The sequence below is a fragment of the Stenotrophomonas sp. 364 genome, assembly GCF_009832905.1.
GTDB lineage: Bacteria > Pseudomonadota > Gammaproteobacteria > Xanthomonadales > Xanthomonadaceae > Stenotrophomonas > Stenotrophomonas maltophilia_AP.
In genome coordinates, this window is the sequence record NZ_CP047135.1 from 2,356,524 (window position 1) to 2,370,168 (window position 13,645).

Annotated in this window: 11 protein-coding genes; 2 read left to right on the forward strand and 9 right to left on the reverse strand. The window is 64.6% G+C overall.

Annotated features, from left to right (window positions below; all coding sequences use genetic code 11):
• The first annotated feature begins 87 nt into the window (after positions 1-87).
• Positions 88-1,290 (forward strand): hypothetical protein, encoded by a 1,203-nt coding sequence (locus tag GQ674_RS10765; RefSeq protein ID WP_159497067.1) that lies wholly within the window; start codon positions 88-90, stop codon positions 1,288-1,290.
• A 103-nt stretch (positions 1,291-1,393) separates the two neighbouring features.
• Here GQ674_RS10765 and GQ674_RS10770 read toward each other — a convergent pair whose 3' ends face one another.
• From GQ674_RS10770 to GQ674_RS10785, 4 genes are all read right to left on the reverse strand, one after another.
• A complete protein-coding gene (locus tag GQ674_RS10770) occupies positions 1,394-1,750 on the reverse strand; it encodes a YkgJ family cysteine cluster protein (protein ID WP_038687801.1) in 357 nt (118 codons plus the stop codon).
• Positions 1,751-2,055: 305 nt separating this feature from the next.
• The gene (locus GQ674_RS10775) at positions 2,056-3,237 is read right to left on the reverse strand and encodes an MFS transporter (RefSeq protein ID WP_159497068.1); all 1,182 of its coding nucleotides are present in this window, start codon (positions 3,235-3,237) and stop codon (positions 2,056-2,058) included.
• Positions 3,238-3,338: 101 nt separating this feature from the next.
• Entirely contained in the window at positions 3,339-4,244 is a 906-nt protein-coding gene (locus GQ674_RS10780) for a LysR family transcriptional regulator (protein WP_159497069.1), read from the reverse strand.
• Between the two features lie 757 nt (positions 4,245-5,001).
• Complete coding sequence (locus GQ674_RS10785; protein WP_236546263.1) at positions 5,002-5,811, reverse strand: OBAP family protein; 810 nt, start codon at positions 5,809-5,811, stop codon at positions 5,002-5,004.
• 484 nt (positions 5,812-6,295) lie between these two features.
• On the opposite strand from GQ674_RS10785, the gene GQ674_RS10790 reads away from it, so the two are divergent.
• Positions 6,296-6,793 (forward strand): ferritin-like domain-containing protein, encoded by a 498-nt coding sequence (locus GQ674_RS10790; RefSeq protein ID WP_159497070.1) that lies wholly within the window; start codon positions 6,296-6,298, stop codon positions 6,791-6,793.
• 250 nt (positions 6,794-7,043) lie between these two features.
• Here GQ674_RS10790 and GQ674_RS10795 read toward each other — a convergent pair whose 3' ends face one another.
• The 5 genes from GQ674_RS10795 to GQ674_RS10815 all read right to left on the reverse strand — a co-directional run bounded on the left by GQ674_RS10795 (position 7,044) and on the right by GQ674_RS10815 (position 13,603).
• Positions 7,044-7,433, reverse strand: a complete 390-nt coding sequence (locus tag GQ674_RS10795) for a hypothetical protein (protein WP_201290245.1) — start codon at positions 7,431-7,433, stop codon at positions 7,044-7,046.
• A gap of 58 nt (positions 7,434-7,491) precedes the next feature.
• Positions 7,492-7,983, reverse strand: coding sequence for a TetR/AcrR family transcriptional regulator (locus GQ674_RS10800; protein ID WP_236546265.1), 492 nt, complete (start codon positions 7,981-7,983; stop codon positions 7,492-7,494).
• 131 nt (positions 7,984-8,114) lie between these two features.
• Complete coding sequence (gene fabF, locus GQ674_RS10805; RefSeq protein ID WP_159497072.1) at positions 8,115-9,392, reverse strand: beta-ketoacyl-ACP synthase II; 1,278 nt, start codon at positions 9,390-9,392, stop codon at positions 8,115-8,117.
• Positions 9,393-9,428: 36 nt separating this feature from the next.
• The gene (locus GQ674_RS10810) at positions 9,429-12,494 is read right to left on the reverse strand and encodes an efflux RND transporter permease subunit (protein WP_159497073.1); all 3,066 of its coding nucleotides are present in this window, start codon (positions 12,492-12,494) and stop codon (positions 9,429-9,431) included.
• On the reverse strand, positions 12,491-13,603 hold the full coding sequence (locus tag GQ674_RS10815; protein WP_201290246.1) for an efflux RND transporter periplasmic adaptor subunit: 1,113 nt from the start codon (positions 13,601-13,603) through the stop codon (positions 12,491-12,493). The genes GQ674_RS10810 and GQ674_RS10815 overlap by 4 nt, the downstream gene beginning before the upstream one ends.
• Between the last annotated feature and the right edge of the window lie 42 nt (positions 13,604-13,645).

Below are 13,645 nucleotides of genomic sequence, written 5' to 3' on the forward strand. Positions count from 1 at the left end.
TTGGTGTGCGTGACTACAACCAATGGCACAGGAAACCCGGGTAGTGCGCACGCTACGTTGGACCCAAATGGAATGGAAGGAGCGCAGGTGAAGCGTCTATTTTTCTCGGTGGCGTTGCTGCTCATGTCTGGAATGGCCGGAGCAGCGTCGAAGGCAGTGGATGGGAAGACCACCGTCATCGTGCTGGGCGTGGACCACGCGTCGCAGCTGGTGGCCCGCAATGATCGACCTGCCCTGCTTGCCGCTTTCCTGGCGCATGCCAAGCCCGATGCCATCTGCATCGAGCGGTCGCCCGAGGCCTTCGCGCGCAACGACTACTACGAATTCACCTACGAAGTTCAGGACGTCGTGGTTCCCTTTGCCCGGCGCAACGGCATCGACCTGTGCCCCATCGACTGGGAGCCGCCCGTGGAAGACGCCCGGCTCGGGTTCGGCCTGGACCTGGGCACGGCGCCGGAACTGCGTCCCGCCAGCGGATTCCAGCAATTCCTTTCGTTCCCGTCGCCGAGCCACCTCACCCGCGATCTCTTCCACGCCGACGACGCAAGGAACGTGGAGCGCATCGCGCAGTGGGCCGCCACCCCGGCCAAGCGCGCAAAGGACGATCTGCCGCGCAGGCTGTATCTCTATCGCACCTATCTGCAGGCCCAGCGGGTGGCCGCGGCGGCGAAAGCACATCCTGGCGGCACGCTGGTCGTGGTGGTCGGCGAGTTCCACAAGCGGGATATCGAAGCGATCCTGGGCGATGCCGCGGACATTCGGATCGTTCAGCCGTCCAGTATCGGCAAGCCAACCGAGCAGCAGGTGCGCCAACAGGAGCGCCGTGAGTATCGCGTGGCTGTGGCCAGCTTCAACCTTCTGGGCGTCCAATCCACCACCGGCAACATCGATCGCGCATTCGTCCGCGAGACGGTGCACTTACTGAAGGCCGAACAGAACTCGCCCGAAGTCCGGCTGCTGGAAACCTGCCTGGATCTGCTCGAAACACGCATCACGCCCGCCGTTGCGGTGGACCGCTATCGCAGCATCGCCACAGACGCCGGCGATGCCCGGTTTACCTGGACCGGCGTGACCGACGCCACGCGCCTGGATTCGTACTTTGACCCCTTCGGTAACCTCACCGTGCGGCAGCGCGCCGTGCTTGAAACGGCACGTGAGCTGCATCGTGCCGGGCGCGGCGAGGAGGCCACCGGACTGCAAAAGACCCTCGACAGCGAACTCGGCCAGCGAAAGCAGGCCCAGCTTGCCGGTTACTGGGAACGCTATATCGTGCCATCCGCAGCGCCGTAAGCCGCCACGGCTCCTTCAGCATGCCCGCTGGAGTGGCGGAGCAGGACACCGACGTACTGAAGAGGGGCATCCCGTGGGTGCCCTTGGTTGCACTCCTGTTGGGCTAGAGCAGCACCTGGCGCGTGCTCCCAAGATAGCGATGGATCTCCTCTTCCACTGCCTCATCGATCATATAGACCGGCCGCTGGCCATTCGGACAGCGCAGGCGCGGGGTCGTCCCGAACAAACGGCAGATCAACGGGCGCTCCGCGTAGATCTCGCACCCCTGCTCACCCAGGTAGGGGCAACTGAGCTCGGCCAGCGCAGCATCGTGCTCGGCCTCGCTTTTCACAGGCAGACGCGCCATCTCCTCGCTCGACACCGTGACCGGGCCACAGCAGTCGTGGCACCCGACGATGCACCGGAAGGAAGGGATCTGATCGCGCAGCCGCAGGAGTGTGTCGCTGTTGGTATAGGGCATTGCGATGAGCCTCGGCCACGCATCGGCGGAAGGAGCATTTTACTCCCCCGCGGTCTCGATATTGCCGATCACTGAGGGAGGCGTCAGCAGACTTACTGCCCCAGCACGCGCGCGATCACGGCCGTCAACAACCTCCGCAGGGTCTCCCTGGCCAGCCAGGGGCGCGCACGCCCCGCATCGCCAGGCCCTCCACCAGCACCCGCAGCAGCAGCAGGGTGCGGGCGTCGATGTCCCGTTCATCCGGGCTGCAACTCCCCCGCGCGTCAGTCAATCAGGGCAGGTGCCATCCAGCGAGTCGCTACCGATCAGGAGAACGACGATCCCACCTCCTTCGTGCGTCGCCCCTGCAGGTACAGCACCATCACTGCCAGCGCGGATGCCGACGCACCCGTCAGCGGGATGAACGCCAACGACGCATAGCTGATTGTGAGGCCGCCCAATGCACCGCCCAGCGCAGTCCCCAGATTGAAAGACGCGATGTTCAACCCCGCCGCCACCGAACTGTAGGCGGGAATGAAGCGCTGGGCCTGCCTGAGCAGTCGCAGCGTCAGCAGGGTCACGATGGCAAAGAAGCAGATGCCCAACGTGCCGATCAGGATCATCATCGGCACCGGCATGCTTGCCACGCCGTACAGACCGAACAGGTTCAGCGCCAACGCGACCAACGCCAACCGGATGCTGCGATCCACGTCCATCGCGTCGGCAAGGAAGCCTCCCAGGAGATTGCCGGCGATCGCACAGATACCGAACAACAGCATCCCCATGCTCAGCCACTGCACCCCCACCCCAGTGACCTGCTGCAGGTAGGGCGAGACAAACGTAAAGAACGAGAACGTGGCAATGCTGACGAGCGCGCCGATACCGGCGGTGATCAGCAGCTGGGGATGGGTGATGGCCTTAATGCCCTTCCATGCGCCAGCGCCGGTTGACGCCACCCCGGCCGCGCCGCGCGGCATGCACAGCGCCAGGCCAAGCATGCCGCCGACACTGAGCACGCCGATAGCCATGAACACCACCCGCCAGGACCACAGGCTTCCCAGATAGGTGCCGAGCGGAACGCCGATGGCCAGTGCGAGCGTCAGCCCGATCCACACCACCGACAGCGCCCGACCGGATCGCTGCGGGTCCACCAGCCGGGTGGCCGCGTCGGAGGCCACCGCCATGAACACGCCGTGGCCCAGGCCGACCACGAAGCGGACGGCCAGCAGAACCATCAGATTGGGCGATGCACTCATCAGCAGGCTGCCCACCCCGAGCAAGGCCGTAGCCAGCAGCAGAATGTGTCTGTCCCGCCAGTGGGCGACCAGCGCGGTGATGAACGGTGCCCCGATGGCGGCACCCACTGCGTAAGCGGCAATGGCCGTACCGACGAGGGAGATCGACGCATCCAGATCGTCAGCAATGGCGGTCAACAGCCCCGCGACGACGAACTCGGAGAGACCGAACGCGAATGCGCACAGCGAAAAGACATAGATGGCGGGGGGCATTGCAGATCCTCAACAGCGGGGCTGCCGAAGACTAGTGGCTTGCCTGGTGCGGGTGAAGGACTGTCTGCATACCGCACCAAGACGCAGCGTGTCTCATCCGCTCAGGCCGATGGCAAGGTCTCCAGGACCGTCTGTATCAGCCGATCGCGGATAACAGATGTCCGGGTCTCGTTCCACGCCATGAGCAGGTCCAGGCGGGACAGCCCATCGGAAGCGTCCACCTGGAGCGGGCGGAACACCACGTCCGTCCGGTCATTCGTCGCCAGGGAAGCGGGCAACAGCGCGACACCGAACCCAGCGGCCACCAGGGCGATCAGGGTCTGCATCTGTCGGCCGTGTTGCACGATGTTGGGAACAAACCCCGCTGCGTGGCACAGACTGATGAGCTGGTCATGGAACCCCTTGCCGAGCGTCCGCGGTGAGGCGACGAACGCGTCCTCCTTGAGCAGTTCCAGCGCAATGGTCGGGGCCGCTTCCAGCCGATGGCCGGCAGGCAGCGCGACGACAATCGGCTCGCTGGACACGGTGGCCAGGCGCAGGTGCGGCACAGACGTTCCGGGCGTCCGCATGAACCCAATATCCGCCCTGCCCTGCTCCAGCGCGATCACCTGCTCCTGGGTCGTGGCTTCCACCATGGTGAACGAAATGCCGGGGGACGCATGTCGGAAATCACGAAGCGCGCGTAGCAGAGGGGCGTAGGGTGCAATGTTGATGAAGGTCAGCGTGAGGTGGCCCTCGATCCCCTGCGCCACCCGTTGCGTCTGCGCCACCCCTTCCTCCAACGCGCGCAAGGTGCTGCGTGCAGTCACAAGGAATGCCGCCCCGGCCGGGGTCAGCGCCACACTGCGGTTGGTGCGCACGAACAGAGGCGCACCGACGGCACTCTCAAGCTTGCGGATCGCCTGGCTCAGCGGGGGCTGGGCCATGTGCAGCCGCTCGGCGGCACGATTGAAATGCAGCTCTTCGGCAACGGCAACGAACTGTTGGAGCAGGCGGGTCTCGATCACTGAAACGCCACACCTCTTGTTTCCCCTGGATTGGGCGTGGTCAACATAGCAAATCACTGCGCCCGGGGCGCCGACGCGATCTCGATCTCGACGCCCCGGGGGTGTATGCGGCGTTGCGCGAACGGCTGGCAGCGTTGGAGGCAAACCGGGCGATCACCTGCGCCAGGGACATGGACAGGTAGACGCGAGCTACACCGTGCGACCGGCATCGGGGGTAGAGCCACCCATGAGCGGATGACGCAACACGCGGCCTGGGCGATCCCAACCGGCCACCGGCGTGGCTGTCAATCGTCGCGGCAGTGTTGACGGAACGACACTGCGGCCCATCACGACAATCCCGTCACGGGTTTCCGGAGATGCTCTGCTCATTCCCCCTGTTCAGGAGCAACGATGCCCACCTCAGCATCTTTTGTCATTCGCTCCTTTGAAGCGAACTATGCGTCTTCCGGCGACGTAGATCGCATTCTGGCGCTCACTGTCGAATGCGGCCATTGCAGCACAACCACTGCCTCAACCCTAGGCTCCCTGATGGAGCTTCCAGGTGGTGCGCTTTTTCGCTGTGGGCAGTGCGGCTCGCATCACGCCGTCAGCAACGCGCGGCTCTCGGCTATTGGCGAGCCTTCCAGGCGTTCTGCAGAGTACGCGTTGGCACGGGAAATGCAGCTCAACCCAATGATGCCAGTGGCCCATCGGGCGTTGGCCATCGAAACGAGACAGTAGCGGGCGGACGTCCTGGCCTTGGCCTCGACGTCCACTCTCACCGCCCTGAACTGCCCTTGGACGTCGCATTCTTGTCGCCGTCGGACGGCGCGTCGGGGTCTTCCTTCCCGGCGTGAGCATGTCCACCCGTCGGGTCTTCGATCTGGATGACCTTGCCCTTCTGCCACGCATCGGCGCCTGCATCGATTGAGGGCGCGGCGATGTCGGCACGGCGCTTTCGCTTGTCCTCACTACTGACCCCGAGCCGCGCGTCACGGGCAGCGACCATGGCCGGATCGGCCTGGCCATCGGCGGTGAATCCCATCATCAGCTGTGGCATGCCTCGGGGCAGGTCATTGTCCAGGTCTGTGTGCCAGGTGTGCCAGGTCTTGCCGTACGTATGGATGAGCTTCTCCATCAGCGCATGCTCGGCCACCTCGGGGATCCCTGGCGCGATGAGCTGCCCGGATTTCACCTCTTGAACGTGGCTGTGCCATAGCGCCTTTTCCTGCTCGGGAAGGCCTGCAAAGAGCGTCTCACTGATGATGTATTCCACCCCCATCAACTTGGCGTCTTTCACGTTGCCGTCGTAGATCGTGCACTGGATGACATCCTCGTTGAGGATGGCGCAGTAGTGATGGGCTTCCATCTGGACCTTCATCTGACCGTTGTAGAAATGGAATCCGTCCAGATAGGCGTTGATGACATCGACTGGCGGCCGGTCCTGCAGCACGGCTGCCCCGGCCTCGAGCGCTTTGGTCTTCGCGGTTTCTTCTGCCCCGGGCGCTTGGACGCTGGATGCTGTGTTGCCGCCTCCGCACCCGGACAAGGTGAAGATGACCGCGGCACATACGACGGCTCGATGCATTGCGGCTTCTCCTGAACGTCCCAAACGATCCGACGTTGCGTTCCAGACGCCGGACGTACGGCGATTTTCAGTGCGGAATATGCCCACCGACCGTCACTTGCCCAGATGCTTGCGCACCGCTACCAAGGTCGGCCTACGGCCTTGACCGCGTCCTTGAGTTGGGCAGCGGTCACGCCCCGGGCTTTGGTGCACTACTGGACTTCTTTCTAGCCCCCCAACGGTGGGTCACTCGTGAACATGCACTGCATCCCCTTTCACACCTTCCATCCTGAATTGCGGACTCTGGGCCAAGCGCGTGAGCGGGTTCCACCACGCGTGCGAGCCGGTCATCAACACCTGAACGAAGCAGGGAACGAAGTGCGCATGCCGTGCGCCATGGGCGAGGTGGCACGCGTGTAGCAGACCTTCACGGATCTGCGCACGCCCCTAACGAGAGTGCGCCTAGCTTCAGGGTTCCACCCCACCACCCACCCGGAGCACCACCATGGCGATCAAGACCGCTGAAGACCTGTTCATCCACGAACTGTCGGACATCTACAGCGCGGAGAAGCAGATGGCCAAGGCGCTTCCCCGCCTTGCGCGCGCTGCCACCGACCCGGACCTGGCCGCCGCCTTCGAAACCCACCTGGAAGAAACCCAAGGCCAGATCGAGCGCATCGACCAGGTGATCGAACTGTTGGGCATTCGGCTCAAGCGCATCAAGTGCGCCGCCATGGAGGGGCTGGTTGAGGAGGGCAAGGAAGCCATCGACAGCATCGAGGAAGGCCCCGTGCGCGATGCCGCGCTTATCGGCGGTGCCCAGAAGGTTGAACACTACGAGATCGCGTCCTACGGCACCATCGCTGCCCTCGCCAAGCAGCTGGGTTACAAGGACGCGCTTCCGCTCCTGCTGGAAACGCTGGAAGAAGAAAAGGCAACCGATGAGAAGCTGACGATCCTGGCCAAGTCCGGCGGCAACGCCAGGGCCGCGAAAGCCGCTTGAGGCCCTTGGCGATCAACAGGGACGGAGACGTTCTGCCGGACATTCCTTTTCCGGCGAGCTGAAGTGGCTGGACAGAGGAGCGGCATGGACTGCCGCTCCTTCACCAGACTTTGCCCGGCACCGGACGGGTATCGAGAAGAATACTCCGATGCCTTCCAGCCCCGGGAACGACGATGGCCCGACATAATGCCGGGCCATCATGATGACAAGAGTCCTGAATGTACGCGTCACACCCTGCCGCTCATCTCCATCAGGGCCTCATTTCGCCTCGCGGTGAAAGCGGCACTTGCCGGGAAGCAGCCGGATGCAGAGCATCGTCAGCGGCTGGGTCGCTGTCGGGAGAACCAGTGCCTTTCTGTTCAAGACCCTCCTGCACCGCTGCAAGCAGCCGGCTGGCACAGCGAACGGCGCTCCCCAGGGCCGGATCCAGCCCCACAAGGTAGACGAAGCAGCCGTCGAACTTCGCCGACGCCGTCTCCAGGCCCTCTGAATAGGTCATCTCGCGCTTGAGCGCCTTGAACCAGCGCTTGGGCGGTTCGGCGTCCAGCTCGATCACGACGGCGGCTTCGCCGAAGTCCAGCGGCATCGCTTCGATCCTCACCACCTTGGGGCTTGACGGGGTCTTTTGTCTGGCGGCCATTGCCCTTCTCCTCTGGAACAATGACGGAGAAGTATCCGCAGCACGCGCCAAGACCGCGTCAAAATTCGCGCGTGCCTGGCAGTGGCGCCGCATAGGCCCGCAGGAAAAGCGCGACGGTTGCGTCGGGCCCGGACACCGGCCTGTCCCCTTGGGGTAAGCCATGTTCTGTGAGAAGCAGCCTCAGGAACTTCTCGGCGTCCGCGGCGTGGGTCGGGCGGCTGGACGCCTTCGTGAATGCGTCTTCTGCAAGCCTGAAATACGGTGCAAGCATCGCGTTCCAGTGTTCCCTGTAGCCATCACTGGCCGGACCAGAGTGCGCCAACGCGCGGCAGAACGCCTGGCACGCACCATCTGTCGCCAATCGCCCGATGCCGTCAGTGATACGCCTCAGCGCGTCGCCGAGATCGGCAACCCCGTGCATGTCCAGCACGCCTGACGGCATCGATGCCAGGTGGCCGTCCATGACCGCCCTGTAAAGCCGCTCCTTGTCACGATAGTGCGCGTAGAGGGTGACCTTCGTGACGCCACACACCGCCGCGATGCGCCTCATCGTCGCCCGCTCAAAGCCCTCCTCCGCAAAGACAGTGGCCGCTGCTTCACAGATGCACCGCCTGGCGCTCTCCCTCGCCCTCTCCCAGCGCAGGCTGGTTTTGCTTGCGCAACGGGTGGAGGCCGCGGTGTTCACAGGCGCCGGAACAGCGCGCTGGCATTCACGCCGCCAAACCCGAACCCGTTGGTCAGGGCGAACGCGATCTCTGCCTTCCGCGGTACGCCGCCTACGATCGACAGTCCTTCGGCCAGCGGATCCGGACGCATCAGATTGAGTGTCGCCGGCGCGATCTGGTCACGCAGCGCGAGCACGGTGAAGATCGCTTCGATGCCACCTGCTGCCCCGAGCAGATGCCCGGTGCTGGACTTGGTGGCAGAGATCAAAAGATCGGGTCGGGTACCAAACAGCGCGCGCATCGCCGCAAGCTCTGCCCGGTCACCCACCTGGGTGGAGGTGGCGTGCGCATTGATGTGATCGACCTGCGCCGGCGTAATGCCCGCCTGCGCCAGCGCGATCTCCATCGCCCGGCGCGCCCCGCTGCCGTCCTCGGGCCCGGCCGTCAGATGGTAGGCATCGGAGGTCGTGCCGTAGCCAACCAGTTCGGCCAGCGGTTTGGCGCCCCGCGCCAAGGCGTGGTCCAGCCGCTCGATCACCAGCAACCCTGCCCCTTCGGACATGACAAACCCATCGCGCTGCGCATCAAACGGGCGAGAGGCTGCGTGCGGTGTGTCATTGAACGACGTGCTGAGCGCCTTGGCCGCTGCGAATCCCCCCAGGCTGACCCGATGCATCGCCGCCTCCGCCCCACCGCAGAGCGCGATGTCCGCCTCACCGGACCGGATGAGACGCGCCGCATCACCAATGGCCTGGACGCCCGCCGCGCAGGCCGTGACGGGCGCGCCCTGCGGGCCCTTGAACCCGTAACGGATCGACGCCTGCCCCGCCGCCATGTTGGCCAGGAAGGTCGGTGCAGTGAACGGCGACAGCCGGCCAGGCCCGCGGCTGTCGGTGGTGTGGACCGCATTGACGATGGATCCAAACCCGCCGATCCCGGTGGCAATCACGGTCGCCGTTCGCAGCAGCCCGCGGGCATCGGCGTCCTGCCACCCCGCCTGCTCAAGCGCTTCGTGGGCGGCGACCAGCGCGAACTCCACGAACCGGTCCATCTTCTTGAGATCTTTCGGCGCGATGATCCCGGTGGAATCAAAGCCTGCCTCCGGGTCTTGAACGCGGTCAGGCACGCGGCCGCCGACGTCACAGCCGGTGCCCGCCGCAAGCTCGGCCCCCAGCGACCCGATCCCGGAGCGCCCCGCCAGGAGGCGCGACCAGACGGTCTCAACCCCGCAGCCGAGTGGACTGACCACGCCCATTCCGGTCACCACGATGCGATCTTTGTCGGCACTGCTCATACATCACTTCCCATATAAAAGAGGCCCGGGCCAGTGTCAGGCAACGGGGGTCTTTTCCGCTCGGACCTTGAACCAGATGGCATACATCGCCGGCAGGAACACCAGCGTCATCACGGTGCCGGCAATGGTGCCGCCGATCAGCGTGTAGGCCAGCGTTCCCCAGAACACCGAATGGGTCAGCGGAATGAAGGCCAGCACCGCTGCCAGCGAGGTCAGGATCACCGGGCGCGCCCGGTGAACGGTCGCCTCGATGATGGCGTGGAAGGTGTCCATGCCGGCTTCTTCGTTCTCGTGGATCTGACCGATGAGGATGAGCGTGTTACGCATCAGGATGCCCGACAACGCAATCAACCCCACCAGCGCATTGATGCCGAACGGCTGCTGGAACAGCAGCAGGGTGGGCACCACGCCGATCAGCCCCAACGGACTGGTCATGAACACCATGATCATCGCGGAGATGGACCGCACCTGCAGGATGATGATCAGCAGGGTCACCGCCAGCATGATCGGGAACAGCGGCAGCATGGCGCTCATTGCCTTGCCCGATTCCTCGATGGACCCGGCCTGGGCAATGGCGTAGCCCTCGGGCAGCGCGGCAATGAGGGGCTCAAGCTGCTTGCTGATCGCGGCCGATACGTCCGGTGGCTGCAATGCGTCGTCAATATCACCGCGCACGGTGATGGTGGGTACACGATCACGACGGCGCAGCACCGGCTCTTCCATCCGGACCTCGACCGAGCCGATCTGGGACAGCGGCACGCGCTGGCCCGCAGCACCGACCAACGTGAAGTCCGCAATCCGCGCAGGATCCAGGCGCGTACCCCCGCCGGACCGAGCGACAACCTCGACGGTGCGGATGTCCTCGCGCACGGCAGTGACCGGCACCCCGCTCAGGAAGAACTGCAGTTGCTGCGAGACAGAGGCCGACGTCATTCCCATCGCTTGCAGGCGGTCCTGATCCAGCGTGAAGTGCAGCGTCGGGGTGCGCACGCCCCAATCGGTGTTGACCGTACGCATCATCGGGCTGGCGTGCAGGGTCTGCTCGACCTTGGCCGCAATGCCACGGATGACGTCCGGATCCGGACCACTGACCCGATACGCCACCGGGTAAGGCGAGTAAGGCCCGAACACCAGCTGGGTCACGCGCACACGTGCCTCCGGTGCCAAGCCCTCCGCCACCGCCTGACGCAGTCGTGCTTTCAGGGCGTCACGCTGTGCCTGGCTGTCGGTACGCACCACGATCTTGGCAAACGCCGGATCGGGCAGTTCCGGGGAAATAGCGAGGTAGAACCGGGGCGCGCCCTGACCGATATAGGCCGTGACGATCTTCGCTTCTTCCTGCCCAGCGAGCCACTGCTCCACCTTTCTGGTGGCCAGGTTGGTCTGTTCGATCGCCGTGCCGTAGGGCATCTGCACTTCGACCAGCACTTCCGGGCGATCGGAAACGGGGAAGAACTGCTTTTTCACCTGCCCCATGCCCACCACAGCAAGCACGAACAGGCCGATCACCGAACCCGCCGCAAGCCACTTGCGTGCAATCACCCGCGCCAGGATCGACCGGAAGCGGTTGTAGCGCGGCGTGTCGTAAAGGCTGCTGTGCCCGCCTTCCACAGTCTTGAGTTCAGGGAGAAGCTTCACACCCAGGTAGGGCGTAAAGAACACCGCGACCACCCACGACACGATCAGCGCGATGCCCACGATCCAGAACATGTTGCTGGTGTATTCGCCGGCGGTGGATCGGGCAAAGCCATTGGGCATGAAGCCCACCGCAGTCACCAGGGTGCCGGCCAGCATGGGCGCCGCCGTATGGCTCCATGCGTAGGCCGATGCCTTGACCCGGCTATAGCCCTCTTCCATCTTCACCACCATCATTTCGATGGCGATGATGGCGTCGTCCACCAGCAGGCCCAGCGCCAGGATCAGCGAGCCGAGCGTGATGCGGTCAAAGTTCTTGCCGGTTGCGGCCATCACCATGAACACAGCCGCCAGCGTCAGCGGCACCGCGGCCGCCACCACCACACCCACGCGCCAGCCCATGCTGACAAAGCACACCAGCATCACCACCAGCAGCGCGGCGAAGAACTTCATCATGAACTCGTCGACCGACGCGCTGATGTTCACCGCCTGATCGGTCACCTTGTCCAGCGCCATCCCGACCGGGAGCCCTGCGTTGATCTTCTTGACCTCCGCATCGAGTGAGGCACCCAGATCCAGGCCGTTCCAGCCGTCCCGCATGACGATGCCCAGCAACAGGGCAGGCTCGCCACCGTTGCGGATCATGAAGGTCGAGGGATCTTCATAGCCACGCTTCACGGTGGCGATGTCCTGCAGTTTCAGGGTCTTGCCCTGCGCGACGATGGGCGTATCGCGGATCTTTTCCAGCTGATCCAGCGCGCCATCCAAGCGAATGAAAATCTGCGGGCCCTTGGCCTCGACTGAGCCTGCCGGGGTCAACGCGTTCTGTCCGTTCAGCGCCCCGAACACGTCCTGCGGTGTTATGCCCAGGTTCGACAGCCGTTCGTGTGACAGTTCCACGTAGATGCGCTCGGACTGCTCACCGATGATGTTGACCTTCTTTACCCCAGGCACGTGCAGCAAGCGCTGGCGCAGGGTTTCGGCATCGCGCGCCAATGCGCGGAAGGGTTCGCCCTTCGCCTTCAACGCAAACAGCGCAAACGTGACATCCGCGTACTCGTCGTTGACCATCGGGCCGATCACGCCTGCGGGCAGGTTTGCCGCTTCGTCCGCCATCTTCTTGCGCGCCTGGTAGAACTCTTCCTGCACCTGCGACGGAGGCGTGCCGTCCTGCAACGTGAGCGTGGTAAAGGACAAGCCGGGCCGGGTGTAGGTTTCGCTGCGGTCATACCAGCGCAGCTCCTGCAGACGCTTTTCCAGCTTCTCGGCGACCTGGTGCTGCATTTCCGTGGGCGTAGCGCCAGGCCACGCCGTCACGATGGTCATGACTTTGACGGTGAACGCGGGGTCCTCTGCCCGGCCAAGCTGGAAGAACGACACAATGCCGGCAACCGAGATCAGGAAGATCAGAAAGACGGTGATGGCGCGCTCGCGCACCGCAAGCGCCGACAGATTGAACCCACTCACCGCTGGGCTCCGGTTGCCACGGCGCGCTTGGCCGTGTCGGCCAGACGAACCACCTGCCCTTCGCGGAGCAGGTGAGCGCCTAGAGCCGCCACGCGATCCGATGCCTTGAAGGCCCCCTCAACCAACGCCTTGTCGTCGCCCAACTGCTTGACGGCTACCGGCGTCCACGTGGCCTTGAGCGGCTCACCCCCGATCACCCAGACCCCGGGTCCGGTGCCAGGATCGAACAGCGCGCCCAACGGCACCTCCACGCCTGCCGACGCACCGGCAGCTGCTGCACCGCCAAGTTCAACCGTCACCGTTGAACCCAGCGGCAGCGCCGTGCTGCCCTCTTCCAGGGTGTAGCGGGCTTCAAACGTACGGGTTGCGGGGTCCGCCGATTCAGAGAGGACGCGCAACCGCGCGGGAATCGTGCCGCTTCCGCCGAACGACGACGCCAGGGCCACCGAACCGATCTGGGGACGAAGCGTCTCGGGCAGTTGGACGACCGCCTCCCGGCTGCCCGCACGGGCAAGCCGGGCAACCACCTGCCCCGCCGCCACAACCTGACCGGGCTCAGCGTTGATGGTCATGACCACCCCGTCGGCATCGGCAACGAGCGCGGTGTAGTGGCTGGCATTGCGCGCAACCCGGGCCTGGGATTCGGCCGCGTTGAGCGTTGCAGCCGCCGCGTCGGCCGCCGCTTTGATCTGGTCGTAAGACGACCGTGACACCACGCCCTTGGCCGCCAGATCGCGATACCGCGCTTCATCCGCCGTGGCCTGCACGCTTTGCGCACGGGCCGCGATGACAGCCTGCTGCTGGGACGCCGCGGCCAGGTTCAGGTCGTTGGGATCGATCCGGTAGAGCACATCCCCGCGCTTGACCGTCTGCCCGGTCTCCACGAGGCGCTCAGTGACCTTGCCGCCGACCCGGAAGGCCAGATCGCTCTGCACCTTTGCGGCGATGGTGCCCGTAAACGTGCGCGCGTTTCCCGCGCCCGGTTGCACATGGGCAACCCGGACGATGGGCGGCGCAATCCGGGGGTCGATGTCATCCGACGTTCCGCAGGCCGCAAGGAACAACGGAACAACACAGGAGATGGCTGTGAGTACAGAACGGCGCCGCATACGGTCTTCCGGAGTGTGGTATCCGGAGGCATTTTGTTCCTA

Excerpts from the sequence above, each read along its gene's own strand:
- GQ674_RS10770 (WP_038687801.1), bottom strand. The coding sequence starts at position 1,750 with ATGCCCTATACCAACAGCGACACACTCCTGCGGCTGCGCGATCAGATC.
- GQ674_RS10775 (WP_159497068.1), bottom strand. The coding sequence starts at position 3,237 with ATGCCCCCCGCCATCTATGTCTTTTCGCTGTGCGCATTCGCGTTCGGT.
- GQ674_RS10785 (WP_236546263.1), bottom strand. The coding sequence starts at position 5,811 with ATGCATCGAGCCGTCGTATGTGCCGCGGTCATCTTCACCTTGTCCGGG.
- GQ674_RS10790 (WP_159497070.1), top strand. The coding sequence starts at position 6,296 with ATGGCGATCAAGACCGCTGAAGACCTGTTCATCCACGAACTGTCGGAC.
- GQ674_RS10795 (WP_201290245.1), bottom strand. The coding sequence starts at position 7,433 with ATGGCCGCCAGACAAAAGACCCCGTCAAGCCCCAAGGTGGTGAGGATC.
- GQ674_RS10800 (WP_236546265.1), bottom strand. The coding sequence starts at position 7,983 with ATGAGGCGCATCGCGGCGGTGTGTGGCGTCACGAAGGTCACCCTCTAC.
- fabF (WP_159497072.1), bottom strand. The coding sequence starts at position 9,392 with ATGAGCAGTGCCGACAAAGATCGCATCGTGGTGACCGGAATGGGCGTG.
- GQ674_RS10815 (WP_201290246.1), bottom strand. The coding sequence starts at position 13,603 with ATGCGGCGCCGTTCTGTACTCACAGCCATCTCCTGTGTTGTTCCGTTG.